This window comes from Streptomyces sp. NBC_00582 (assembly GCF_036345155.1).
In the GTDB taxonomy this organism is placed as follows: domain Bacteria; phylum Actinomycetota; class Actinomycetes; order Streptomycetales; family Streptomycetaceae; genus Streptomyces.
The window spans coordinates 5878435-5903556 of record NZ_CP107772.1 but is presented as its reverse complement, the minus strand read 5'-3'; the positions used below and the strand labels follow the sequence as shown (position 1 = coordinate 5903556).

Sequence of the window (25122 nt, the reverse complement as noted above, 5' to 3'; positions counted from 1 at the left end):
CCTGGCGGGATCTTTCCGAAGAAGCACGGCCACAAGAAGCTTTTCGCCCAAAAATTTGGAACTCATTTGGCTCAGAGGCGCCTCACAGCCCCGGGACAGCTGTCACCACGTCAGGGCCGGGGCGGACGGCGCCCGGTCGCGCACCCCGTGCACGACCGGGCGCCGGGTGTTCAGGTCGCCGTGCAGCTCAGAGCCGGAGCCGTCCCTCCCCCGGGCGCGCCCCCGAAGCCGAAGCTCGTCGAGGCGCCCGCCGCGATCGCGCCGTTGTGGGAGGCGTTCGCCGCGGTCACGGTGGTGCCGCCCTGGGTGTACGAGGCGTTCCACATGCTGGTGATCTGCTGGGAGCCGCTCCAGGTCCACGTCACCTTCCAGGAACCGATCGCCGTCGTCCCGGTGTTGGTCACCTTCACCTCGGCGTTGAAGCCGCTGCCCCAGTCGCTGGTGACGGTGTAGGCGGCGGAGCAGGTCGCCGTGGTCCCGCCGCCTCCCCCTCCCCCGCCGCCACCGCCGGTGCCGGGGAAGCCCGGCGCCTTGACGCTCGCCAGGTAGCCGTCCTTCACGGTGTCCACCGTCTGCCAGTCGTCCTTGAGGATCCCGCCCGTGTCACCGGAGTTGGGGTTCCAGGACCAGAACGTCCAGTGGAAGGAGTCGGCGCCGTACGTCGCCGTCGGCCGCAGATAACTCACCAGCGCCGCCAGCCACCGCTGGTCGACGGTCGCCTGGAGCGTCGTGCCGAACTCGCCCACCCACACGGGCGCGATGTTCTGCTTGAAGATGTAGCCCCAGTACCTGTCCCAGATCCCCGGCATGTTGGCGGGGAACGTCGGGTCGCTGAACCAGCTCTGCTGGGCCACGCTGGTGGCGTAGTCGTGCGCCGAGTACACGACCCGGTTCGCGACACTGAGCTGCACCGGGTACTGGGCGACCCCCATCAGGTTCCCGCCCCACCAGCCGGAGACGCCGTTGACGGTCTGCACGCCCTCGACGAAGATCAGCAGCTCGGGGTTGACCGACAGGACGGCGTTGCCGGCCCGCTGGGCGGCCAGGCGCCAGTCGGTCGCGGTGTCGCCGCATCCCCAACAGGCCGGATCGTGGGGCTCGTTGTGCAGGTCGATGCCGACGACCGTGGACTGACCGGCGTAACGGCCCGCCAGCGCCTTGAGGTTGGCGATCCACGTCGACTCGGGGACGGCGGAGGTGTACCAGAGGGCGGACTGGCCGCCGGCGTCCGGGCGGTGCCGGTCGAGGATCACCTTCAGGCCGTCCTGACCGGCGTACGAGACGATCCGGTCGAGGACGCCCAGGGAGCTCAGCCCCTGCAGATCGGCGTTCTTGCCGCTGCTGAAGTCGATGCTGTTGGGGACGGTCGCGCTCTTGAAGATGTCGTCGCTGTACGGGATGCGGATCGTGTTGTAGCCCAGCGACTTCATCTGGTCGATCATGCTCTTGTAGTCACGGGACCACAGGCCGTGGACGACGTAGTTGCCGGTCTCGAAGCCGAACCAGTTGATCCCGGCGATCCGGACGGGCTGCCCGGCCGCGTCCAGGATCTGCCGGCCACTGGTGTGCCAGTAGCCTGCACCGGCGGCGGCGGCCGTCGGTGCCGCCTGGGCGGACTGCGCGCCCGCCGCCAGGGGGAGCAGCAGGGCCGCGACGGCGGCGCACAGCGCTCTGCGGAGGTTGCGGAACATGGCGTTGCTTCCTCTCGGGGGCGGCGCGGGCCCGGAACTGATGGGAGCGCTCCCATACACCGCGCACCACCCAGGAAACTGACGCTGCATGAGCGCGTCAAGAAGCGCGGCGGCACCTGGTGCGGGTGCCGCCGCGTTGTCTCGGACGACGGGTCAGGGATTGTCGGGATCCTCGATGAGATTGATCAGGGCGACGATGTCGTCGATCTCCCCGTCCCCGGTGACGGTCACGCCGACGCGCACGAAGTCGATCGGGTGCGGGGGAACGACCGGCCCCGGCGGGTAGAAGGGGTTGATCTGGAGAAAGGTCGGGGAGGCGATCAGCGGCGTGATCGGACCCGGCGGCCAGGACACCACGTCGCTGTCCGCGCCGACGAACAGATACCGGCCGCCGGTCGTCTGCCCCACGCCGGTCGTGGGGCCCAGGGCGCTGATGATCCGGGCCGTGCCCCCGCCGCCCGGGTTCGTCCGGGTGACGACGGTGACGAAGAGGCTTCCGGTGATGTCGATCTTCTCCTGGGCGCCCGTGATCCGGCCGCTCAGCGCCAGCGTGGCGGTGCGCACGTGCACGGCCGGGAAGGCGACGGCGGCGGCCCCGGCCGGCTGCGCGCCGGCGAGGGTCACCGGTCCCGTCAGGGCCAGGGCGGCCACGAGCGGACAGAGGCGACGGGCGACGCGTCTTCTCACGTCACGTACAGCAGGACCGCGCATCGGGTCTCCAAAGGGTGAGGGCGGGACCGCGTTCCGAGTCCGCCCCCGTCCCGCGGGACACCTCAGCCTGACCGGACGGCCGCACCCGTGTCGCGCGGTGCGGCGCGGACGGGTGACGCCGCCGCGGCGCGAGGAGGATCAGCCGCGGCGCAGCAGCCGCCGGAAGCCGAAGAAGGCGGCGACGACGGCGACGACGGCGAGGGCGCCGAACTTGACGTTCCCGGTGGCCGCCGAGGAACCGGAGGAGTCGGAGGCGGAGTCCGAACCGTCCTTGCCCGAGGGGGACTTGGCGGACGAGCCGCCGCCGGGGGCGTCCTCCGCGACCACCGAACTCCCGGTGCCCTCACTGCCGTACATCAGCTTGGTGCCGTCGGCCGAGTAGCTGACGGACTCCCCCTGCCGCTGCAACGGCACGTCGAGCCGGCCCTTGCGCTCGATCTCGCCGCCGTTCCAGTCGTAGAGGATGCCGCCGAAGTAGCCGCGTACGGCGAGCCGGGTGCCGTCCGGGGAGAAGGCGGCGTCGGTGGCCCACAGGTCGACGGTGGCGATCGGCTTGAAGACGTTCTTGCCACGGGTGGAGAGGGTCGCCGGGCCCTCGTAGAGATGTCCGCCGTCCTCGTTCTTGTCGATGATGTAGACCCGGCCGGTCTTGGGGTGCACGATCAGCGACTCGGCGTCGCGGGCGCCGTCCGCGTACGTCACGACGTACTGCGTGGCGCGGACGGTGGCGTCGGCGAGGGTCTTGGGCTCGGGCAGTTCGTAGATCCAGACGTACGGCCAGTTGCCGCCGAGGTTGTCGCCGATGTCGCCGACGTAGATCTTGTTGTCGGGGCCGATCGAGATGGCCTCGACGTCACGGGGGCTGCCGATGCCGGTGAGGGTGAGGCGCGCGACGGTCTTCCCCGTCGCGCTGTCGACGGCGTAGAGGTAGGGGCCGTCGTCGCTGTCGTTGTGGGTCCAGTAGATGCCGGGGTGCTGGTGGGAGGCGGCGAGGCCGCTGGACTCGGTGATGCGCGGGTCCTCGATGGTGAAGCCGTCGTCGCCCTCGGCGGCCGAGGCGGGTACGGCGAAGGCGCCCACGAGGAGGGTCGCGGCGAGAAGGGCCCCGGCTCGGGCGGCGAAGGGTCGGCGCATGCCCTCAAGCCTGCCATCCCGTACGCGCGTTCCGTCCCCGTGGCCGGTCTCACACGCCATGGACCGCCTTGATCCCTCATCATGAGCGGATGCTCAGGTTCATGCCCGTAGGCGACTCGATGACGATCGGCAGCGCGGGCGAACACACGTGGCGCTACCGCATGTGGCAGCACCTCCGCGACACATACGGCCGCCCCTTCACCCTCGTGGGCCCGCGCGAGACGCTCCACGACAAGGCGCTGGACGCCCCGACGTCGTACGAGTACGCCGATCCCGACTTCCCCCGCGCCCACCTGGCCGGCTGGGGCGAGGGCTGGCTGCACATGGCGCCGCTGATCGGGGATGCGGTGCGGGCGCATCGGGCCGATGTGCTGCTGGTGTCCCTCGGCCTCATCGACCTGGGCTTCTACACGAACGCGGAGCAGACGGCGGAGAACACCCGCGCCTTCGTCGCGGCGGCCCGCTCGGCCAACCCGCGTGTCCGTATGGCGTTCCTTCCGGTGATCCCGAACGTCCGTGCCACCGAGGACGCCCCCTTCGCGGCCCAGGTCACCCTCTTCAACGAGCTGCTGGCCAAGACGGTCGCCGACCTGGACGAACCCCGATCCCCTCTCCTGCTGGTCTCGCCGCCACCGTCGTACGACATCCACCTCGACACCTACGACGGCACCCACCCGAACGCGAACGGCGAACACAGGATCGCCGCGGCCTTCGCGGACGCGATGTACCAGGCGTGGGGCGTGGGGGAGCCCTACGGCAGGTAGGAACCGGGCATGTGTTCCCCTCCGCGTGTCCTGTTCACCGTGCGTGCCGTTGTGCCGCGCGGCTGTACCTGTCCGTGGGGCAGCCGGGGAGCAGCGCCACGACTGTGCGGATCGACGACCCAGGTCACCTCAACGGCTTCGCCACCGATGTGACCCTCGTGTCCCAGGACGCCGTGAAGGACGAGAAGGGGCTCTGGAGCCACCAGGACGCCGAATTCGTCACGGTCGGCTTCGGAAGCTGCGTCGACCTCACCGTCACGGACCTGGACCTCACCCTGAAAACGGATGGGTTCCCCCGTGACTGACTGACAGAATCCGGTCCATGGCGATCATCCACCACACCACCGTCAAGCCCACCAAGCTGGAACTCCTCACCGCCTGGCTGCCGACCCGACCGTGGTACGTGGGGGACGGGGCTCCGGAGCTGAGCAGGGCCGGGGGGTTCCGGCTGGATGATCCGGAGGGGGAGGTCGGCATCGAGTTCATGGTGGCCGTCGACACCTCCGGCCCCGAACCCGTCGCCTACCACGTCCCCCTCACCTACCGCGGCGCCCCGCTCCCCGGCGCGGAACACGCCCTCGTCGGCACCATGGAGCACGGTGTGCTGGGTCCGCGCTGGGCCTACGACGGCTGCCACGACCCGGTGCTGATCGGCGAACTGACCGCCCTGGTCGAAGGCCGCGCCCAGGCCCAGGCGCAGAGCGTCACGGACACCCCCGACCACGAGGTCACCCGTTCCTGGGCGGGCCCCGCCCTCCCCTCCCCGCCGTGGCCCGTCGAGGTCACCGACGACGAGCGGAGCACCGTCCTGACCGCCGCGGACGGCAGGGCCCTGCGCGTGCACCGCGTCCTGGACCCCACCGCACCCGACACCCGCCCCGGTACGGCGGCCGGCCACGTCAGCGGCGCCTGGGAGGCGGCCGACGGCACCCGCGCCCGGGCGGTGTTCGCCACCGTGCACATCGACGCGTCTGAGGCGTGATCCAGACGACAGACCCTAGAACATGCCGTTGCCGTTGGCGGAGGTCTCCGGGACGTTCTGGATGATGTCCCAGTGCTCGACGATCTTGCCGTTGCGCACCCGGAACAGGTCCAGGATCGCCGCGCCCCGGTCTCCCGGATAGTTGACGTAGTGGCTGTGGACGGCCACCAGGTCGCCCTCGGCGATGATCCGCTTCGGGGTGACCGTCAGTTGCGGTGCCGAGGCGAAGTAACCGCCGAGGCCGGCCTTCGCGGCGGCCACGCCGCTCTGCATCTGCGGGTTGTGCTGGAGATAGCCGGGGTCCCAGTAGCGGTCGAGGGCGGTCAGGTCCTTGTGGACCATGAGCTCGTCGAAGGCCTTGGTGACCAGCGCCTGGTTGGCCTGGGTGAGCCGGTGGTCCAGGGGCTGCGAGACCCGCGGTGAACTCAGCGTGGAGAACATGTCGTTGCCGCTGGCCGTGGTGTCCGGCACGTTCTGGATCACGTCCCAGTGCTCGGCCAGCTTCCCGCCCCGGAAGCGGAAGATGTCGATGACCGACGCGCCCTTGGTGCCCGGGACCAGCACCACGTTGGAGTGGAGCAGCACGAGGTCGCCCTGGGAGATGACCCGCTTGACGTCGTACCGGGCGTCGGGGAACTGCTGGTGGATCGAGGTGGCCAGGCCCTTCAGGCCCGCCGACCCGTCGGCCGCGGTCGGGTTGTGCTGGATGTAGTCCGGCCGTACGAAGCGGTCGACGACCGCGGTGTCCCCGCGCTCGAACACCCTCTTGGTGACGGTGATGGCGACGGTCTTCTGGTAGCCGAGGCGGGCGGCATCGCCGTAGCCGCCCTGGCCGTACGCCGCGTGCCCGGCGGACGGGCCGTGCGGGGCCGCCACGGCGGGTACGGCGGTCGCGCCCAGGACCGTAGCGGCGGCGAGGAAGGCGACGACGGCCCTACGGGCGGGGGTGGTGGGGACAGTGGGGGGCATGGTGCGCTCCAGACGTCTCATGCGTGCACACAGCAAGTAGCTTGAAGATTCAAATTCTGCTTCGTCAGGCAATCACTCGGGGCGGTCCATGTCAACCTTCCTTGCCGCCCCTTGACGTTCCTCGCCCCCCCCACGCCCTTGCCTGGAGCGCACTCCAAGACGTTGGCTTGAGTTCCATGAAGTACACGCAGCTCGGACGCACCGGACTCAAGGTCAGCCGACTCGTCCTCGGCACCATGAACTTCGGCCCGCAGACCGACGAGGCCGACTCCCACACGATCATGGACTCGGCCCTGGACGCGGGCATCAACCTCTTCGACACCGCGAACGTGTACGGCTGGGGTGAGAACAAGGGCCGTACCGAGACGATCATCGGCAACTGGTTCGCGAAGGGCGGCGAGCGGCGCGACAAGGTCGTCCTCGCCACCAAGGTGTACGGCAACATGGCCGCCGACGGCGAGTCCTGGCCCAACCACGACAAGCTGTCCGCCGTGAACATCCGGCGCGCGGTCGACGCGTCGCTGAAGCGGCTGCAGACCGACTACATCGACCTCTACCAGTTCCACCACATCGACCGCAGCACTCCCTTCGAGGAGATCTGGCAGGCCGTCGACGTGCTGGTCCAGCAGGGCAAGATCCTCTACGCCGGCTCCTCCAACTTCCCCGGCTACAAGATCGCCCAGGCCAACGAGACCGCCGCCCGGCGGGGCTCCTTCGGCCTGGTCAGCGAGCAGTGCCTCTACAACCTCGCCGAGCGCCGCGCCGAGATGGAGGTCATCCCGGCCGCGCAGGACTACGGGCTCGGGGTCATCCCCTGGTCTCCGCTGCACGGCGGCCTGCTCGGCGGCGTGATCAAGAAGGAGGCCGAGGGCGGGCGCCGGGCGTCCGGACGGGCCGCCGACACCCTCGCCAACCCCACCGCACGCGCGCAGATCCAGTCCTACGAGGACCTGCTGGAAAAGCACGGCGTCGAACCCGGTGAGGCCGCCCTGGCCTGGCTCCTCACCCGCCCCGGCGTGACGGGCCCGATCGTCGGCCCCCGCACGGCGGAACAACTGGCGTCGGCGATCCGCGCGGCGGAACTGGAGCTGAGCGAGGAACTCCTGGAGGGCCTGGACGAGATCTTCCCGGGCCCGGGCCCGTCCCCGGAGGCCTTCGCCTGGTGACACCGGGAGTTCTCAGGGGCAAGGGGAACTGCGCGATCAGCCATCCACGGTCCGCGCCCGACCGACCACGTGCGGTTCCCCGAACTCCTACCTACCGAGCGCGGCCGCCAGGGCAACGACGACGAACATCAACACAAGCGCACCGGCCATGATCCGGTTCCGGGTCTTCGGGTCCACGCACCGAGCCTAACCGGCCCCGCCCAGAGCCCAGCGCCCGACCGGCTCATAGCGGGGCTGCTCCCCCGGCACGCCGGACCTCGGCAGACGGCTGCGGACCAGGACCAGCTCCCGCACGGTCCAGGTCCGCCCCCGGAACCCGTGCAGCGCCTCGACGTACGGCTCCACGTCCACCGTGTCCCGGCTGCGGGCCAGCGTGAGGTGGGCCTTGTACCGGCGGTGCTCCCCCATGTCCAGGCCCGCCTTCCGCGCCGCCGCCTCCGCACGGTCGGCCAGCAGGCGCAGGGCCGGCACGTCTTCCGCCGCCCCCGCCCACAGCGCCCGCCCGTGTCCGAACTGGCCCCCGCCCCGCACGGCCAGCTCGAAGGGCGCGCCGCGCAGAGCCGTCCGCTCCAGCCGTGCCGACAGCGCCGGTACGACGTCGTCGTCGACCTCGCCGTAGAACGCGAGCGTGAAGTGCCACCCGTCCCGCCCGGTCCACCGCAGCCCCTCCGCGCCGGGCAGCCTGCGCAACTCGCTCACCTCGACGGCGAGTTCCTCGACGACGTCATCCGGGGGCAGCACGGCCGCGAAAAGTCTCATGCCCCCGATTTTCCCGGCCGGGGCCGCTGTCCGCCCGCATGATGGGGTGCCATGGAGATCACCATCAGGGACGGCGGCCCCGACGACGTCCCCGCGATGCTCGGCATGCTCGACAGCAGTGTGGAGTGGCTCGTCTCACAGGGCCGCACCGGACAGTGGGGGACCGGGCCGCTCTCGGAGAGCCCCGGGACCGTGGAATCGGTCGTCCGGTACATGGAGGAGGGCGTGGCGTTCATCGCCGAGGTCGACGGGGTGCCGGCCGCCACGCTCACGCTGACCGACGCCCCCGGCGCCTACCTCGCGCATCTGCCGCCGCCGGGCGAGCCCGAGCGGTACATCCACTGGCTCGCCTCCGACCGCCGCTTCAAGGGCCTCGGCGTGGGCCGTGCCCTGCTGGCGCACGCGGCCGAGGAGACCCGGCGCGCGGGTGTCTCCCTGCTGCGGGTGGACTGCTACGCCGGTGACGACCGCGGGCTGGTCGCCTACTACGAGGCCAACGGCTTCACCCCGACGCACGCGTTCACCCTGCGGGACGCGTGGCCGGGGCAGTTGCTGGAGCGGCGGGTCTGACCCCGGCGCCCGGGGGGCCGGTCACCCCACGGCGGCCAGCTCCCCGTTCTCGCGGGGGACGAACCGCACCCGGGGGTGGCCGCGGTGCCAGCCGACCGACAGCCGGAGGTTGCCGACGCGGGCCAGGACCAGGCCGATGGTGACCGCGGCCGTCGCGGCGATCGCGCCGCCCACCGCGAGGCCGGCCCGGACGCCGTACGCGTCGGTGATCCAGCCCGCTATCGGCGCGCCGACGGGCGAGCCGCCGAGGAACACCATCATGTAGAGGGCCATGACCCGGCCGCGCATGGCGGGGTCGGTGCCCATCTGGATGCTGGTGTTGGCGGTGACGTTGATCGTCATGCCGAACATGCCGATCGGGGCCATGAGCAGGGCGAACAGCCACAGGGAGGGGGCGGTCGCGGCGAGTACCTCCATCGCGCCGAACAGCACCGCCGCCCCGATCATCACCCGCATCCTGGACGTGCCGCGCCGGGCGGCGAGCAGGGCGCCGGCGAGGGAGCCGACCGCCATCAGGGTGTTGAAGAGGCTGTAGGAGCCGGCGCCGGCGTGGAAGACGTCGTCGGCGAAGGCCGAGAGGTACACGGGGAAGTTGAAGCCGAAGGTGCCGACGAACCCGACCAGGACGATCGTCCAGATGAGGTCGGGGCGGCCCGCCACATAGTGGAGCCCCTCTCTGAGCTGGCCCTTGCCGCGCGGGGCGCGCTCGACGACGTGGAGCTCGCGGGCGCGCATCAGCAGCAGGCCCGCTATGGGCGCCACGAACGACAGGCCGTTGAAGAGGAACGCCCAGCCGGTGCCGACGCCGGTGATCATCAGGCCGGCGACGGCCGGGCCGACGAGACGGGCGGACTGGAAGTTCGCGGAGTTCAGGCTGACCGCGTTCTGGAGCTGGTCCGGGCCGACCATCTCGGAGACGAAGGACTGGCGGGCCGGGTTGTCGACGACCGTGGCGAGGCCGACGGCGAAGGCGGCGAGGTAGACGTGCCAGACCTGGACGTGGCCGGAGAGGGTGAGGGCGGCGAGCACGATGCCGGTGAGGGCCATCGAGGACTGGGTGACCAGCAGGGCGCGGCGCTTGGGCAGGCGGTCGACGAGGACCCCGCCGTAGAGGCCGAAGAGCAGCATCGGCAGGAACTGAAGGGCCGTCGTGACGCCGACGGCCGTGGCGGAGCCGGTGAGGCTCAGGACCAGCCAGTCCTGCGCTATCCGCTGCATCCAGGTGCCGATGTTCGAGACGACCTGGCCGGCGAAGAACAGGCGGTAGTTCCTGACCCTCAGCGAGCTGAACATCGAGGATCCGGTCGCAGGGGCGGGGGTGTCGGGGGTGGTCGGTGCGGGGGCGGAGTCTGCTCCGGGTCCCGTACTCAACAGGGTTCGCCTCCTCGTTACGCGGCTTACAGGTGTGCGAGCTTCTCCAGCACGGGGGCGGCGGCGCGCAGTTTCGCCCACTCGTCCTCGTCGAGGCCGTCGACCAGGGTGGCCAGGAAGGCGTTCCGCTTGCGGCGGGACTCCTCGAGCATGGCCTCGGCCTGCTCGGTCTTGGTGACGACCTTCTGGCGCCGGTCCTCGGGGTGCGGCTCCAGCCGGACCAGTCCCTTGGCCTCCAGCAGCGCCACGATGCGGGTCATCGAGGGCGGCTGGACGTGCTCCTTGCGGGCGAGCTCGCCCGGGGTGGCGCTGCCGCAGAGGGAGAGGGTGCCGAGCACCGACATCTCGGTGGGGCTCAGCGACTCGTCGACCCGCTGGTGTTTGAGCCGGCGGGAGAGCCGCATCACTGCGGACCGGAGCGAGTTCACGGCGGCCGCGTCGTCGCCATGGGTGAGGTCAGGCATCTCTTTAGCGTAACTCATTACCCTGGCTAAACAAGCTGGCGCGCGGCAGGATTCCCGTGACCCTGGCCACGGAAACCCCTTCATCACTCGAACGAGTGAGACGCGCGCGGAAAGTCACTGACGTACGGCAGGGGGCGGCGACCCTCGTCTCATGGGGACCACTGTGCTCAGCCTGCGGATAGACGGGGAGCTGCTCGAACGGCTCCGGCAGCATGCCGCCAAACGCGGAATGAGCGTCCAGGACTATGTCGTCCAGACGCTCATTCGCGATGACTTCGACCAGCGCTTCCAGTCGGCCGTCGAGGAGACCGAGAAGTTCTACGGGCTCACCTGAGACCCCGGGGCGCGGCGTCGGTCAGGTCAGACCGAGGGCCGGCATCAGGTAGTAGAACGTGAAGACCGCCGAGACCACGTACATCGGGACCGGGATGTCACGGGCCCGGCCCGCCACCAGGCGCAGCAGCACGAAGGTGATGAAGCCCATGCCGATGCCGTTGGTGATGGAGTAGGTGAACGGCATCATCACCATCGTGATGAAGGCCGGGACGGCGATCGTGTAGTCGGCCCAGTCGATCTCCTTGACCGAGTTCGCCAGGATCATGAAGCCCACCGCGAGCAGCGCGGGGGTGGCGGCCTGGGACGGGACCATCGTGGCGACCGGCGTGAGGAACAGCGCGAAGGTGAAGAGGCCGCCCGTGACGAGGTTCGCGAAACCGGTGCGGGCGCCCTCGCCGACCCCGGCCGTGGACTCCACGAACGCGGTGGTGGCCGAGGAGGAGCTGGCGCCTCCGGCGGCGACGGCGAGACCGTCGACGAAGAGGACCTTGTTGATGCCGGGCATCTCGCCCTTGGCGTCGGTCAGCTTCGCCTCGTCGGAGACGCCCATGATCGTGCCCATCGCGTCGAAGAAGCACGACAGCAGGACCGTGAAGACGAACAGGACGCCCGTCAGCACACCGACCTCGCCGAAGCCGCCGAACAGGCTGACGTCGCCGATCAGTCCGAAGTCGGGGGTGGCGACCGGGTTGCCCGGCCACTCGGGGGTGGTCAGGCCCCAGGACGGGATGTGCGCGACCGCGTTGATGATCAGCGCGAGGACCGTCATGGCGACGATCGAGATCAGGATCGCGCCCGGGACCTTGCGGACGATCAGGGCGAGGGTGAGCAGGGCGCCCAGGATGAACACCAGGACCGGCCAGCCGAGCAGATGACCGTCGGCGCCGAGCTGGAGCGGGACGGTGGTGTGGGCGGCGTCCGGGATCCGGGAGACGAAACCGGAGTCCACCAGGCCGATCAGCATGATGAACAGGCCGATACCGATCGAGATCGCCTTGCGCAGCCCGAACGGGACCGCGTTCATCACGCGCTCCCGCAGCCCGGTCGCCACGAGGAGCATGACGACGAGACCGGCCAGCACCACCATGCCCATGGCGTCCGGCCAGGACATCCGCGGGGCGAGCTGGAGCGCCACGACCGAGTTCACACCGAGCCCCGCCGCGAGCGCGATCGGCACATTGCCGATGACGCCCATGAGGAGCGTGGTGAAGGCCGCGGTCACACAGGTGGCCGTGACGAGCTGGCCGTTGGCGAGCTGATGCCCGTACATGTCCTTCGCGCTGCCGAGGATGATCGGGTTCAGCACGATGATGTAGGCCATCGCGAAGAAGGTGGCGAAACCGCCGCGGATCTCACGGGGCAGGGTGCTGCCGCGCTCGGAGATCTTGAAGTAGCGGTCGAGTGCGTGGACGGGCCCGGCTCCCGGCTGTTCAGGGGCGGGGACCTTGGCGGGAGCCGAGGTGGACATCTATTTGGTGTTTCCTACGAAGAGAAGTGGTCAGACGCAAACCGTTTCAGTATGAACATATAACGATGTGATCGGCCATCTCCGCGCGTAGATGTGACCACCTCGTAAGCTGTCCCCATGGCGAAGTGGACACCCAAGCATGAGGCTCCGGAGCCCCTCGAAGGGCCCGTGGTCCCGGTCATCACCGGCGGCACGATCATCTGGTTCGTCCTCTTCCTCGCACAGCTCCCCTTCTACGGCTGGTTCGACGACCACGGCCATCTGTGGTGGCTGTGGACCTGCCTGGCCGGGGGCGCGCTGGGCCTCCTCGGCATCCGGATCACCCGCCGACGGGACGCGGCGATCAAGCGGGCGCGGGCGGCGGCGGAGGCCGATCCGGCGCGGGCGACCGAGCAGGAGACCGAACAGGCTCCCGCCGAGTAGCCGTACACCCTCCGCACTACCCGGGTCCTCCCCAGGTCGGATCTTCCGCGTCTTCGGGGGGTGAACCCCCAAATCCGCACGTACCGTCGATTCCATGCCCCCTATCGACGCAACCGCCACCGTGCCGGCGGCGACCGGGCTCACCGCCGCCGAGGTCGCGGAGCGCGTCGCGCGCGGTCAGGTGAACGACGTACCCGTGCGCAGCAGCCGGTCGGTCGGGGAGATCGTCCGCGCCAACGTCTTCACCCGGTTCAACGCCATCATCGGCGTCCTGTGGCTCATCGTCCTCGCCGTCGCCCCCTTCCAGGACGGCCTCTTCGGGTTCGTCATCCTCGCCAACACCGGGATCGGCATCATCCAGGAGTGGCGCGCCAAGCAGACCCTCGACTCCCTCGCCGTCATCGGGGAGGTCCGGCCGACCGTGCGCCGCGACGGCACCTCGACCGAGGTCGCCACCGCCGACCTCGTGCTCGACGACGTCGTGGAGATCGGCCCCGGCGACAAGGTCGTCGTCGACGGGGTGTGCGTCGAGGCCGACGGGCTGGAGATCGACGAGTCACTGCTCACCGGCGAGGCCGACCCGGTCGTCAAGCACCCCGGGGACCAGGTCATGTCCGGCAGCTTCGTGGTGGCCGGCGGCGGCGCCTTCCGGGCGACCAGGGTGGGCCGCGAGGCCTACGCCGCCCAGCTCGCCGAGGAGGCCTCCCGGTTCACCCTCGTCCACTCCGAGCTGCGCTCCGGCATCTCCACCATCCTCAAGTACGTCACCTGGATGATGGTCCCGGCCGCGCTCGGTCTGGTCGTCACCCAGCTCTTCGTGAAGAACAACGACCTCAAGGAGTCCATCGCCCGGACCGTCGGCGGGATCGTCCCGATGGTCCCGGAGGGGCTGGTCCTGCTCACCTCCGTCGCCTTCGCGATCGGCGTGATCCGGCTCGGCCGCCAGCAGTGCCTGGTGCAGGAACTGCCCGCCATCGAGGGGCTCGCCCGCGTCGACACCGTCTGCCTCGACAAGACCGGCACCCTCACCGAGGGCGGCATGGACGTCACCGAGCTGCGCACCCTCGACGGAGCCGACGAGGCGTACGTGCGCAAGGTGCTCGGCGCGCTCGGCGAGTCCGACCCCCGCCCGAACGCCTCCCTGCGGGCGATCATCGACGCCTACCCCGGCGCCGAGGAATGGCGCCGCACCGAGGCCCTCCCCTTCTCCTCCGCCCGCAAGTACAGCGGCGCCACCTTCCACGAGGGCGACGGCGAGAGCAGTACCTGGCTGCTGGGCGCACCGGACGTCCTCCTGGACGACGACGACCCCGCCCTCGCCGAGACCGGACGGCTCAACGAACAGGGCCTACGGGTGCTGCTGCTCGCGCGGACCCCACGCGACCTCGGCGATCCCGACGTCGCCAAGGCGGCGGGGGCCGTCGCCCTCGTCGTACTGGAACAACGCCTGCGGCCCGATGCCGCCGACACCCTGCGCTACTTCGCCGAGCAGGACGTCCGGGCCAAGGTGATCTCCGGGGACAACGCGGTGTCGGTGGGGGCGGTGGCCGCCAAGCTGGGACTGAAGGGCCGTACGGTCGACGCGCGGCGACTGCCCGCGGAGCCCGGGGAGATGGGCGCGGTCCTCGACGAGGGCACGGTGTTCGGGCGGGTCACCCCGCAGCAGAAGCGGGACATGGTCGGGGCGCTGCAGTCCCGGGGGCACACGGTCGCGATGACCGGCGACGGCGTCAACGACGTGCTCGCGCTCAAGGACGCGGACATCGGCGTGGCGATGGGCTCGGGCTCGGAGGCGACGCGCGCCGTCGCGCAGATCGTGCTGCTGAACAACAGCTTCGCCACCCTGCCGTCGGTGGTGGCGGAGGGGCGGCGGGTGATCGGCAACATCACGCGGGTGGCGACGCTGTTCCTGGTGAAGACGGTCTACTCGGTGCTGCTGGCGCTGCTGGTGGTGTGCTGGCAGGTCGAGTACCCCTTCCTGCCCCGGCACGTGACGCTCCTGTCCACCCTCACCATCGGCGTTCCGGCGTTCTTCCTCGCCCTCGCCCCCAACAAGGAACGGGCCCGGCCGCATTTCGTGCGGCGGGTCATGCGGTACTCGATCCCGGGTGGGGTGGTGGCCGGGGTGGCCACCTTCGTGTCGTACCTGATCGCCCGTCACTACTACAGCGGGGCGGGAGCGTTGGAGGCGGAGACCAGCGTCGCCACGCTCACCCTGTTCCTGATCTCGATGTGGGTGCTGGCGATCGTGGCCCGGCCGTACACATGGTGGCGGGTGGTGCTGGTCGCTTCCATGGGGGCGGGGTTCCTGGTGGTGCTGATGGTGCCCTGGCTGCAGGATTTCTTCGCGCTGCGGCTGGTGGGGATGACGATGCCGTGGATCGCGGTGGGGATCGCGGGAGTGGCGGCGGTCGGGCTGGAGGTCGTGTGGGGGTGGGTCGACCGCCGCTTCTCCGTTTAGCGCGGGTGCGTTGTTCGGGCGCGGGTGCGTTGTGGCTTGTCACGCGGTTCCCCGCGCCCCTTGGCTCGCGTTACTGGACGTCTATGAAATCCGCGGCCGAGTTCACCGGGGCCGTGGTGGACGTGCCCGCGAAGACGTAGCGGTAGTAGCCGTCCGCGGAGGCGGTGACCGTGGTCTTCAGGGTGCCGGTGGAGCCGCTCTTGATGGTCTTCACCGTCGTGTAGGCGGTGGCGCCCTTCTTCTTGAACTGCAGCTTCACCGGCTGGGTGGCGTAGCCCGCGTACTTGTTGGTGTCCCAGTTGGCGCGGGCCAGCTTGCCGGTGACCGTGATGGTCCTGCCCTTCTTCACCGGCTCCGGGGTGGCGTCGGTGGTGAGGGTGGCCTTGCGCAGCAGCTTGGTGGTGCCGAGGTCGCCCTGGTAGGTGACGCCGCCGGCCGCGTTCGCCGCGAGGGCGCCCAGCTTCCAGCTCCCGGCATCGGCATTGGTCAGATCGATTTCCGCGTCCGAGGACATCGGGCGGAACTGGATCTTCGCCGTGCACTTCAGGACGGTCGAGGAGGACGTGGCGCAGGTGGCGACATCGTCGCCGGAGAGGCCGTCGGAGTCGTCGCCGAGGGTGGCGCCGCGGTAGAGCACCGGCAGGCTCGCGATGGTGTTCGGGTCCAGGCTCGCGGGCTTGGTCAGCGTGTAGGTGGCCGTGACGGTGACCGTCGTCGTGGGGCCGACGACGATGTTCTTGCCGCTGTTGACCTTCAGGGCGGAGAAGGTGACGGCGGGACCGGCCGGGGCGGCCTGCGCGGCGGGCACGGCGAGGGCGGTCAGGGCCACGGCGCCGGAGGCGGCGAGGACGAGGGCGCGTATGCGCATGTGCGTTCCCCATGAGGAGAGAAGTGATCTCGGGAGTCTGTTGACTCGTTGAGTGAGATCCGTGACCCATGGGGCGCGTTGTACGGAAAAAGGTAAGGAGAGGGGAAGGGCATGCCTTCCGCTCTCCTTACCCTGATCCTTCTCGCTGCCCGCGCGCCTTACTTCACGTCGATGAAGTCGGCGGAGGAGGTGACCGGCGCGGTCGTGGTGGTGCCGGCGAAGACGTAGCGGAAGTAGCCGTCCGCCGTCGCCTTGACCGTGGTCTTGAGCGCGCCGGTGGAGCCGCTCTTGATGGTCTTCACCGTCGTGTAGGCGGTGGCGCCCTTCTTCTTGAACTGCAGCTTCACCGGCTGGGTGGCGTAGCCCGCGTACTTGTTGGTGTCCCAGTTGGCGCGGGCCAGCTTGCCGGTGACCGTGATGGTCTTGCCCTTCTTCACCGGCTCCGGGGTGGCGTTGGTGGTGAGGGTGGCCTTGCGCTGGACCTTGATGCTGCCGAGGTTGCTCAGCGGGGTGACTCCGCTGGTCTCGATGTCCACCGCGGCCCCGCCGATCTTCCACGCGCCCGCGTGGGCGTTGGTCAGGTCGCCGTAGTCGGTGTTGTCCGTCGGCCGGAACTGGATCTTCGCCGTGCACTTCAGCACGGTCGAGGAGGAAGCCGTGCAGGTGCCGGGCTCGTCGCCGCCCCACACGTCCTTGTCCGGGGTGTCCAGCGTGAGCGCGGCACCGCGGTAGAGGACGGGGAAGGTGAAGAGGGAGTCGGCGCTCTGGCTCGCGGACTTGGTGACGGTGTAGCTCGCCGAGACGGTGACCTTCGTGGTCGGGCCGACCACGACGTTCTTGCCGCCGTTGATCTTCACGTTGGAGAAGGTGACGGCGGGCCCCGCCGGGACGGTCGGCGCGGCCTGGGCGGCCGGCACGGCGAGGGCGGAGAGGGCGACGGCGCCGGTGGCGGCGACGACGAGGGCGCGTACGCGCATGCTGGTGTTCCTCTGGTGCAGAGAAGTACGGATGACTGGGTTGCTCACTTGACGTCGACGAAGTCACCCGCGGCGTTGACCGCCGGGGTCGTCGAGGTGCCCGCGAAGCTGTAGCGGAAGTAACCGTCCGCCGACGCCTTGACCGTGGTCTTGAGGGTGCCGGTGGAGCTGGTCTTGATGGTCTTCAGGGTGGTGTAGGTGGAGCTGCCCTTCTTGCGGAACTGCAGCTTCACCGGCTGGCCCGTGTAGCCCGCGTACTTGTTGGTGTCCCAGTTGGCGCGGGACAGCTTGCCCGTGACGGTGATGGTCCTGCCCTTCTTCACCGGCTCGGGGGAGGCGTTGACGGTCAGCTTGGAGTAGCGCTGGAGCTTGGTGGTGGCGAGGCCCGCCTGCTCGGCGTAGCCGACCTTGGTGATGTCGATGTCGTCGCTGAACGGGTCCTGGCCGTTCCAGTCGATGATGTAGCCGCCCGCCTTCCAGCCGGTGGCGTCGGTGTTGCTGAGCTCGTCGCGCGGGTAGATGTCGATGGTGCCCTTGCAGCTGGCGACCGTCGTCGACACCGCGGCGCAGGTCGGCCAGTTGTCGCCGATCAGTTCCTTGCCGGCCGGGTCACCGAAGGCGCCCCGGTAGATGACGACGTCCATCCAGACGTCGTCCGCGTTGAGGTCCAGGTCGGCCGGGTGGGTGACGCTGTACGTCACCGGAACGGTCACCTTGTTGGTGGTGCCGACCACGATCGGCTTGCCGTTGTTGACCTTCACACCGGAGAACGTGACGTCCAGCGGATAGGGCTCGTCCGCGGCGGGGGCGGTACCGGTGAAAGTGCTTCTGCCCGAGGCGGCCTGGTGCACGGCCTGAACGACATCGGAGGCGTCGGCCTTGCCATGGGCGGCGCCCGCGGCCTGCGCGGCCGGCACGGCGAGGGCGGAGAGAGCCAGGGCGCCGGTGACGGCGCCCACGGTGGCACGGATGCGCATGCAATCCCCCGGTGAAGAAAGGACCCTGGCGGTGGCGTTCCCCACGGCTCGTCTCGCACAGGGCCCAAGTGATGGTGAAGCCTGTTGGCTCATGGGGTCAGATGCGCGACTGTTGTGAATAGTTGTACGAAGTGAAGAAGATTTTCTGACGCCCCCTCGGCCAGTCGCCCTCGTTCGGTCAGACCTTCGGCCACATGGTCCTGCCGGCCGCGAGCGCGCCCTTGCCGTCACCGGCGTACAGACGCAGGTCGCCGGCGGTCGTCACGGCGGCGAGGTCGGCCTTGCCGTCGCCGTCGAAGTCACCGCCCAGGACGACGCGCATACCGCCCCAGGTCTTGTCGGGCCACATCGACTTGGCCTTGTCGAAGGTGCCGTCGCTCTTGCCCGGGTAGAGGTGCAGCGCCCCGTCGCTCGCGACGGCGGCGATGTCGTCGCGTCCGTCACCGGTGAAGTCGGCCGTGGCGATGAGCCTCTTCTTCCACGTCTTGTCCGGCCACATCGACTTCTTCTGGTTGACCAGGTTGCCGTCGGCGTCCCGCTTGTAGGTGTAGAGGGAGCCGTCGGGCCACTGGAAGAGCGGGGTGTCCCGTGCGGCGGTGCCGGTGCGCAGGTTGGCGACGGGCAGGCCGTCCTTCCAGGTGGCGTCGGTCCACAGCTTGGTCCGGTCGAACAGGTTCGGCGGCCAGGGACGGCGGCCCTGGCTGTGCAGGACGAGGTCGCCCTCGGCGTCGACCGAGATAACTTCGAGGCCCCGGGCATCGGTGAAGTCCCCGGCGACGAGCCGCTTCTGGTTGCTGCGCCCGACGGTGGCCAAGGAGCCCCCGAACTGCAACGTCCCATCCGCCCGCCCGTGGAACACCTGGGCGTACCCCGGCTTCATCAGGGAGACGACATCCGTACGGCCGTCCCCGTTGAAGTCGCCCGCCGTCATGACGTCGGTGATCTGCTTCTGGCGGGAGCTGAGCCGCACCTGCTGGACCCAGTCCGCGATGTCGTCGACGCGGGTGGCGACCGCGCCGGTACGGGTCTCCTGCGAGTTGAGGCAGCCGGTGTCCCAGGACCGGCTGACGACGCCGACGACCCGGCCGGAGGCGTTGAGCACCGGTCCGCCCGCGTCTCCCTTGCACAGGGCCGCCCCGGAGGCGGTGGGTGAGAGCGCGAGGGTGGTCGGGTTGACGAGGTCCACGCCGAAGGCGCCGGTGTGGGCGCGCTCGGGGGTCCACTCCAGCTTGGTACGGCCGTAACCGACCGTCCTGAGCTGGTCGCCCTGGGCGGGGGCGGTCCCGCTGAGCTGAGCGGCCGAGATGTCGGGGAACGGTCCGCCGAGCGCGTCGTCGGCCGAGACCGGGTTGAAGCGGGCCATGACCAGGTCCCGGCCCGGGTAGGGGACGATCTCCTGGACCTTCTGGTCCCGCAGTGCCTTCGCGGCGGGCTTGTTGCCGTCGGCGGTCACCACGGCGGGCAGCGGCGGGGCGCCCTTGGTGAGCGCGGTGGCCTGCTGCGGGTCGGCGGCGAAGCAGCTCGCCGCGGTGAGGACCCACTGGGCGTCGACCAGGGCGCCGGAGCAGGCGCGTTCGTCGTCGGTGCCGCCGGCGACATGGACCTTGACCGTGGACTGGTCGGCGCCGTCCACGACCTGGTCGCCGACGACGGACTGGGCCGGGGCCGCGGCCAGCAGACCGCTGGTCAGACCGGCGGCGGCGAGTCCGGTGGCCCACACCATGCGCGTCCTGCGCGGACGGACGTCTTTCACGATTTCCCTCGCATCTCGCATCTCGAATCCCCGGGTCGGGGTGTCTGCCCGGCCGTACGGCGGGGTGGTGCCGGCAGTCGGTCAGCCGGTGACGCGGAGCTCGACGAGCACCGAGCGCGGTCCGCCGCTGGTTCCTTCACCGACGGACTTCCAGTCGTTCTTGGGGACGTCGACCGAGGTGGTCTGTCCGTTCGCCGTGAGGTCGGCGCTGATCGGATGGTCCGCGGCCTCAAGACCGAACACCCGGGGCAGTTCCAGCGTGAGGTGGCCCGTCGTACCGATGGTCCGGAAGCAGTAGGTGTCCTCGCGGCCGGCGGCCGGGTCGCCGATGGTCTGGACCCTGATCTGCGGGGCGGCCGGATCACAGTCGGCCAGCAGGATGCGACCGTCGCCCTTCTTCAGCTTGATTCCTTTTTCCGCCAGGATTTTGTCGGCACCCGGATAACCGTAGTCCTCGACCGCGACGGGCGGATTCGAGTTTTCCGGTGATTGCGGTGGATCATCGGCGGAGGCCACGGAAATACCGGTGAGCGTGGCGCACGTGACCACGATTCCGGAGACGATGAGATTTCGGGCACGAAAAGGCACCGAGAAGTCCCTTCTGGACATGGACATGCGTGGGCGGCAACCGGTCACGGTCGCGAGAAATGCCCTGATAAGCCGGTGCGCGCAGGCGCCACCGGTCCCCGTTCAAACCCCCTGAAGATGTGAGCCCGGCTGGGACATCGGCTGGTCAGGCCGGTCCTCCGAAGCAAAGTCAAGGCATAGCGTATGCATAGAGCCAGTCAACGTCAACACATAATTCGCCACCTCGCGCCAGGCCTGACGAAACCTGCCCCGAAGCACCCATTGTCCGATCTGTGCCCTGCCGGAGAATGGCCTCCATAACGCGGTGAACGATGACTATGCTTACCCGTCGACCATTCGGCGACTCGCATTTCGGGGGTCGTCGCCGATTAACAGACAGGTACCCAGTGAATCGAAGAACTGACCAGTTCGATACCGCCGGGAAAGCCACACGTGTGATACGCAGAACGGCTCTGGGTCTCCTGCCCCTGGCCCTCGCCGTCGGCCTGCTGGGCGCACCGCCCGCAGCGGCGGCGGCAAGCACCGAGACGGGTGTCCGGCTCGCCGCCGGGGCGGAGGTGACGGCCGCCGACCGCGGCCTGGTCGTCGACTACTGGCGGGAGGGCGGGCCCGGGGTCCGGGCGGCGGCCGAGGCCGCGCTGACCGGCAGCGACGACGACGTACGGACCTTCCTCGACGCCGCGGACAACCTGGTCTTCCAGGACGAGCGGGTGACCGCCGCGCAGATCGCGAGCGTCGGCGGTCCCGAACTGATCGCCGCGGCCCGCAAGGCGCTCGCCGGGCCCCGTGAGGAGCTGGAGAGCTTCGTCAGCTGGGGCTGGGAAGCACCGATGCGGCAGGACAACCGGGTTCGGGTCGCCCAGATCATCGACACGGCCGGACCCAACGTCCAGGAGGCCGGGAGGACCGCGCTCAAGGGGAGCCCCGACGACGTACGGGAGTTCCTCCAAGAAGTCCAGTACACCCAGCGCGAGCAGGACGAGCGGGTGCAGCTCGCCCAGATCGTCGGCGTCGGTGGCACCAATGTGCGGGCGGCCGGGCGCATCGCGCTGAACGGCGGCCCGGCGGACGTCCGGGAGTTCCTTGAGGTCGGCCAGTTCGTCGCCCGGGCCAAGGACCAGGAGCACGCCACCGTCGCCCAGCTCGCCGAGCAGGCGAAGGAGGCGGGACGGCAGGCGGCCGCCCAGACCGCCGCCGCCAAGGCCGAGTCCGCCAAGGCGGTGCAGGCCTCGCAGCTCGCCAAGGAGGCCGCGCTGGAGGCCGAGGCCGAGGCCAAGGCCGCCAAGGAGGACACCGACAAGGCCGCGCGGGCCGCCAAGCGGGCCGCCACCGCCGCGTCCCAGGCGGCGAGTTCGGCTCAGCGGGCGATCGACGCCGCGAACGCCGCGAACAACTCGGCCCGGGTCGCGGCCAACGCTGCCTCGCAGGCGGCCGCCGCCGCGGCCGGTGCCTCCCAGGCCGCCTCGCGGGCCCGTAACGCCGCGGCCGACGCGGCGGTGGACGCCAAGAACGCGGATGCGGCGAAGGTCGCCGCCGAGGCCGCGCAGAAGGCCGCCGACGGCGCCGACCTGGCCGCCGACGCCGCCGACCAGGCGTCCAAGGCGGCCGACGCGGCGGGCGACGCCGCGCACTTCGCGGCGAGCGCGGGGGCGAACGCCAACGCCGCCGCCGACGCCGCCACGCAAGCCGGCACCTACGCGGGCCAGTCGAGCGCCGCTGCCGCCGAGGCACGCGCCGCCGCTGCCGCCGCGAAGGGTCACGCCGCCGAGGCGAACCGTGCCGCGAACGCCGCCGAGGCCCTGGCCCGCAAGGCGGCCGCAGCCGCCCGCGAGGCGCGGGACGCCGCGCGGTCGGCGGCCACCCACGCGAAGAACGCCGCCACCGCCGCCCTGGACGCGGCCAAGCACGCCGGTGAGTCCGCGAAGGCCGCGGCGCGGTCGACGGAGCACGCGAACGCCGCGACCACCGCGGCCACCGCGGCCACCGCGGCCGTGACCAAGGCCCAGCAGATCTTCACCCTCGCCCGGGAGGTCGAGACCGAGGAACTCCTCGGCCGTACCAACGCGGGCATCGAACTGGCCAAGCAGGACAAGGCCGAGGCCGACGCCCGCACCGAGGCGCGGACCGCGCGGGTGAAGGCCGCCGAGGACCGGGACGCCGAGCGGGACCGGCTGGTGGCCGAGGCCGCGAAGCCCGGCGCCGACCTCGCCGCCGTCGCCGACCGGGGCCGCGCGCTGGCCGTGCTGGTGATGAACAACGGCACCGCGTGGGGCCGCTCCGCCGCCGAGGCGGCCCTGGCCGGCCCGGACGAGGTCGTCGTCGACTACCTCCGCGACGGCTGGACGACCGCCCGGCAGCAGGACGAGCGATCCTACGTGGAGCGCCTCGCCGAGGAGAGCGCCGACAAGGCCGTGCGCGACGCGGCCGAGACGGCGCTGGACGGCGACGCCGCGGCCGTCTCCGCGTTCGTCGCGAACGGGCAGTACCAAGCGGGCGCCCAGGGCATGCGTGTCGCGATCGCCAGGGTCCTCGACGGCGCCGGACCGGTCCTCACCGACACCGGGCGGGCCGCCCTCGCCTCCGGCGATCCTAAGAAGTACAGCGAGTTCCTCGTCACCGCGCAGCACAACGCGCGGACCCAGGACGAGCGGGTGCGGGCGGCACAGCTCATCGACGCGGGCACCCCCGAGGTGAGGTCGGCGGCCAGGATCGCTTTGGCGGGCTCACCGCAGGCGCTGCACGCCTTCGTCGTCTCCGGGCAGTACAAGGCGCTGCGCAAGGACCAACTGGCCGCCACCCATGTGGCCCAGGTCCAGAAACTGATCGCGGACGCGGCGAAGGTCGCGGCCACCGCCCAGCAGAACGCCGCGACCGCGCAGAAGGTCGCCGCCACCGCCCGCAAGGCGGCCGCCGAGGCGAGCGAGTGGGCGAAGAAGGCGAACGAGTCCAAGGCCAAGGCGCAGGGCTACGCCGATCAGGCCGACCGGTACGCCAAGGACGCCGAGGCGTCGGCGGCCCAGGCGGCGGCCTCCGCACGGACGGCCCGGGACGCCGCGAACCGCGCGGACGCCGACGCGGCGAGCGCCGCGAGGTCGGCGGCGGACGCCACGTTGTCCTCCGAGTCGGCGCAGGCCTCCGCGACCACGGCGGCGTACTACGCCGACGAGGCCCGCAGGTCGGCCGTCGAGGCCGGCAAGAGCGCGGACGCCGCGCTCAAGGCGGCCACCGAGGCGTTCACCGTCGCGGTCACCAAGTACCGGGAAGAGGAGGAGAAACGGCGCAAGGCCGCCGTCGAGGCGAAGGAGAGGGCGGAGAACGGGCCGAGCCCGGCCGAGCAGTACCGCTGCCAGCAGGGGTACATCCCGTGCGATCCGGAGGGCTTCGCCCGCTGGTGCCAGCACTCGGAGATCGCCTGCGACATCGTGGCGCACGGCAAGGAGTTCGGCGATGCGATGGAGGACCTCTGGAACCTCGAGAAGGAACTCCTCGGACTCAGCGAGTTCGAGCAGTGCCTGCAGAAGAAGGACTTCGACAACTGCAAGGGCGTCGCGGTGGACGCGCTGCTCGGCGGCAAGCTCAAGGCGCTGGAGCGGGTCTACGACGAGCTGAAGCTGCTCAAACGCGGCTGCAAGATCGTCTCCAAGGCGCCTCTGCGCACGGCGACGAAGGCCTCCTTCACCACCGCCGCTGCCGCCGCGTCGAGGGGGGTGCCGTGCGGCGAGCACAAGGTCCCCGGGCTGCCCCGGGACGTGTCCGAGATCCCGGACTCCTTCGGCTGCGAGGCCTGCGCCGAGAAGATCAGGAAGAGCCTCGGGGGCGGCACGCTCTTCACCATCAAGCCGAAGCCCAATACCAGTCTGATGCTCCCCAGCTACCGCAAGAAGGATTCGGGTTGGTACCACCACGTCGTGGTGGTGTACAACGGCCGCGTCTACGACGCCTGGACCGGACGGGGCGGCGACACCATCGCCGCATACAAGGCGCACTGGGGAAAGCAGGACCAGATCGACTTCGGTTTCTAGGAGGAAAGTGAACGACAAGGCGTTCATCGAGGCGATCCGCGACACCCCTGAAGGGTTCGGCCTCGACGGCACCTACTACCCGACCGCCCTGCTCCTGACGGGCATCGACCTCGGCAGATCGGGTGGTCTGCTGCGGGGCTTCAGGGAGTGGCTGGTCGTGCGGCGGGGCGAGTGCATCGGCCTCCACTGGCACCAGCTCGTTCTCCTGGAGCTGTTCCCCGACAGGGGTCTCCAGGGCTGGAAGAACCCGGAGCATCTGACGCCGGACGAGCACAGCCGGGCCGTGGCACACCTTTTCGCGCTCGTCCTGGAATTCCTGGACCTCCGCGGAAATCCACGGGAACTGGGCCGCATGTACACACGGCACGAGGCGATGTACGCACACATCCAGGGCTGAACCCACAAGTCCTCTGAAAGGCGACCCTTGAGCTTCCTTGTCACCCGCTACCCCAAGGGCGAGGACCACCCCGACTCGTCCACCGATGTCACCGCGGTCGGCGCGGAGGCCTTCGGTGAACTCCTGGGGATGCCGGCGGAGCATCTGGCCGACGTGTATCCGCTGAAGCGGGAGCACGCCGAGCGCTTCCGGCGGCTGACCGGTCTGGCGCTCGATCTGGAGAAGTACGAGTACTTCCTGGAACCCGAGGCCGACTGAGAGGAGAAGCGCG

The 25122-nt window shown here is 70.2% G+C and carries 24 protein-coding genes; 11 read left to right on the top strand and 13 right to left on the bottom strand.

Annotation, left to right across the window (positions count from 1 at the left end):
• Positions 1–170 precede the first annotated feature (170 nt).
• The 3 genes from OG852_RS26470 to OG852_RS26460 all read right to left on the bottom strand — a co-directional run bounded on the left by OG852_RS26470 (position 171) and on the right by OG852_RS26460 (position 3536).
• A complete protein-coding gene (locus OG852_RS26470) occupies positions 171–1691 on the bottom strand; it encodes a cellulase family glycosylhydrolase (RefSeq protein ID WP_330349143.1) in 1521 nt (506 codons plus the stop codon).
• Between the two features lie 153 nt (positions 1692–1844).
• Positions 1845–2378, bottom strand: coding sequence for a hypothetical protein (locus OG852_RS26465; protein WP_330349142.1), 534 nt, complete (start codon positions 2376–2378; stop codon positions 1845–1847).
• Positions 2379–2540: 162 nt separating this feature from the next.
• Positions 2541–3536 (bottom strand): WD40 repeat domain-containing protein, encoded by a 996-nt coding sequence (locus OG852_RS26460; RefSeq protein WP_330349141.1) that lies wholly within the window; start codon positions 3534–3536, stop codon positions 2541–2543.
• 89 nt (positions 3537–3625) lie between these two features.
• On the opposite strand from OG852_RS26460, the gene OG852_RS26455 reads away from it, so the two are divergent.
• From OG852_RS26455 to OG852_RS26445, 3 genes are all read left to right on the top strand, one after another.
• Positions 3626–4300, top strand: a complete 675-nt coding sequence (locus OG852_RS26455; RefSeq protein ID WP_133912023.1) for an SGNH/GDSL hydrolase family protein — start codon at positions 3626–3628, stop codon at positions 4298–4300.
• 104 nt (positions 4301–4404) lie between these two features.
• Positions 4405–4605: a hypothetical protein gene (locus tag OG852_RS26450; protein ID WP_330349140.1), complete on the top strand. Its 201-nt coding sequence runs from the start codon at positions 4405–4407 to the stop codon at positions 4603–4605.
• Positions 4606–4622: 17 nt separating this feature from the next.
• Positions 4623–5282, top strand: coding sequence for a maltokinase N-terminal cap-like domain-containing protein (locus OG852_RS26445; RefSeq protein ID WP_330349139.1), 660 nt, complete (start codon positions 4623–4625; stop codon positions 5280–5282).
• A gap of 15 nt (positions 5283–5297) precedes the next feature.
• Here OG852_RS26445 and OG852_RS26440 read toward each other — a convergent pair whose 3' ends face one another.
• Positions 5298–6251: a nuclear transport factor 2 family protein gene (locus OG852_RS26440; RefSeq protein WP_330349138.1), complete on the bottom strand. Its 954-nt coding sequence runs from the start codon at positions 6249–6251 to the stop codon at positions 5298–5300.
• Positions 6252–6427: 176 nt separating this feature from the next.
• Between OG852_RS26440 and OG852_RS26435 the strand changes: the two genes are divergently transcribed.
• A complete protein-coding gene (locus OG852_RS26435; RefSeq protein ID WP_330349137.1) occupies positions 6428–7417 on the top strand; it encodes an aldo/keto reductase in 990 nt (329 codons plus the stop codon).
• A gap of 186 nt (positions 7418–7603) precedes the next feature.
• Here OG852_RS26435 and thpR read toward each other — a convergent pair whose 3' ends face one another.
• The gene (gene thpR / locus OG852_RS26430) at positions 7604–8176 is read right to left on the bottom strand and encodes an RNA 2',3'-cyclic phosphodiesterase (RefSeq protein WP_330349136.1); all 573 of its coding nucleotides are present in this window, start codon (positions 8174–8176) and stop codon (positions 7604–7606) included.
• 51 nt (positions 8177–8227) lie between these two features.
• On the opposite strand from thpR, the gene OG852_RS26425 reads away from it, so the two are divergent.
• Positions 8228–8746, top strand: a complete 519-nt coding sequence (locus OG852_RS26425) for a GNAT family N-acetyltransferase (protein ID WP_330349135.1) — start codon at positions 8228–8230, stop codon at positions 8744–8746.
• A gap of 21 nt (positions 8747–8767) precedes the next feature.
• Here OG852_RS26425 and OG852_RS26420 read toward each other — a convergent pair whose 3' ends face one another.
• Entirely contained in the window at positions 8768–10117 is a 1350-nt protein-coding gene (locus tag OG852_RS26420) for an MFS transporter (protein ID WP_330349134.1), read from the bottom strand.
• A gap of 26 nt (positions 10118–10143) precedes the next feature.
• Positions 10144–10581: a MarR family winged helix-turn-helix transcriptional regulator gene (locus OG852_RS26415; protein WP_133912015.1), complete on the bottom strand. Its 438-nt coding sequence runs from the start codon at positions 10579–10581 to the stop codon at positions 10144–10146.
• A 151-nt stretch (positions 10582–10732) separates the two neighbouring features.
• On the opposite strand from OG852_RS26415, the gene OG852_RS26410 reads away from it, so the two are divergent.
• Entirely contained in the window at positions 10733–10915 is a 183-nt protein-coding gene (locus OG852_RS26410) for a ribbon-helix-helix protein, CopG family (RefSeq protein WP_133912014.1), read from the top strand.
• Between the two features lie 21 nt (positions 10916–10936).
• On the opposite strand, the gene OG852_RS26405 is transcribed toward OG852_RS26410, so the two are convergent.
• Positions 10937–12385 (bottom strand): NCS2 family permease, encoded by a 1449-nt coding sequence (locus tag OG852_RS26405; protein WP_330349133.1) that lies wholly within the window; start codon positions 12383–12385, stop codon positions 10937–10939.
• Between the two features lie 117 nt (positions 12386–12502).
• Here OG852_RS26405 and OG852_RS26400 point away from each other — a divergent pair, with 117 nt between their 5' ends.
• Both OG852_RS26400 and OG852_RS26395 read left to right on the top strand, forming a co-directional pair.
• On the top strand, positions 12503–12808 hold the full coding sequence (locus OG852_RS26400) for a DUF2530 domain-containing protein (protein WP_133912012.1): 306 nt from the start codon (positions 12503–12505) through the stop codon (positions 12806–12808).
• A gap of 94 nt (positions 12809–12902) precedes the next feature.
• The gene (locus tag OG852_RS26395; protein ID WP_330349132.1) at positions 12903–15269 is read left to right on the top strand and encodes a cation-translocating P-type ATPase; all 2367 of its coding nucleotides are present in this window, start codon (positions 12903–12905) and stop codon (positions 15267–15269) included.
• A gap of 70 nt (positions 15270–15339) precedes the next feature.
• On the opposite strand, the gene OG852_RS26390 is transcribed toward OG852_RS26395, so the two are convergent.
• The 5 genes from OG852_RS26390 to OG852_RS26370 all read right to left on the bottom strand — a co-directional run bounded on the left by OG852_RS26390 (position 15340) and on the right by OG852_RS26370 (position 20459).
• Entirely contained in the window at positions 15340–16137 is a 798-nt protein-coding gene (locus OG852_RS26390) for a hypothetical protein (RefSeq protein WP_330349131.1), read from the bottom strand.
• Between the two features lie 158 nt (positions 16138–16295).
• Positions 16296–17114 (bottom strand): hypothetical protein, encoded by an 819-nt coding sequence (locus OG852_RS26385; protein ID WP_330349130.1) that lies wholly within the window; start codon positions 17112–17114, stop codon positions 16296–16298.
• Between the two features lie 44 nt (positions 17115–17158).
• Entirely contained in the window at positions 17159–18091 is a 933-nt protein-coding gene (locus tag OG852_RS26380; RefSeq protein ID WP_330349129.1) for a hypothetical protein, read from the bottom strand.
• Between the two features lie 178 nt (positions 18092–18269).
• The gene (locus OG852_RS26375) at positions 18270–19844 is read right to left on the bottom strand and encodes an FG-GAP-like repeat-containing protein (RefSeq protein ID WP_330349128.1); all 1575 of its coding nucleotides are present in this window, start codon (positions 19842–19844) and stop codon (positions 18270–18272) included.
• Positions 19845–19925: 81 nt separating this feature from the next.
• Positions 19926–20459, bottom strand: a complete 534-nt coding sequence (locus tag OG852_RS26370) for a hypothetical protein (protein ID WP_330349127.1) — start codon at positions 20457–20459, stop codon at positions 19926–19928.
• 407 nt (positions 20460–20866) lie between these two features.
• On the opposite strand from OG852_RS26370, the gene OG852_RS26365 reads away from it, so the two are divergent.
• From OG852_RS26365 to OG852_RS26355, 3 genes are read left to right on the top strand one after another with little or no spacing between them, the layout of a single operon-like run.
• A complete protein-coding gene (locus tag OG852_RS26365) occupies positions 20867–24454 on the top strand; it encodes an ALF repeat-containing protein (RefSeq protein ID WP_330349126.1) in 3588 nt (1195 codons plus the stop codon).
• Positions 24455–24461: 7 nt separating this feature from the next.
• Positions 24462–24851 (top strand): hypothetical protein, encoded by a 390-nt coding sequence (locus OG852_RS26360; RefSeq protein WP_133912005.1) that lies wholly within the window; start codon positions 24462–24464, stop codon positions 24849–24851.
• A 27-nt stretch (positions 24852–24878) separates the two neighbouring features.
• A complete protein-coding gene (locus tag OG852_RS26355; protein ID WP_133912004.1) occupies positions 24879–25109 on the top strand; it encodes a DUF7683 domain-containing protein in 231 nt (76 codons plus the stop codon).
• Positions 25110–25122 lie beyond the last annotated feature (13 nt).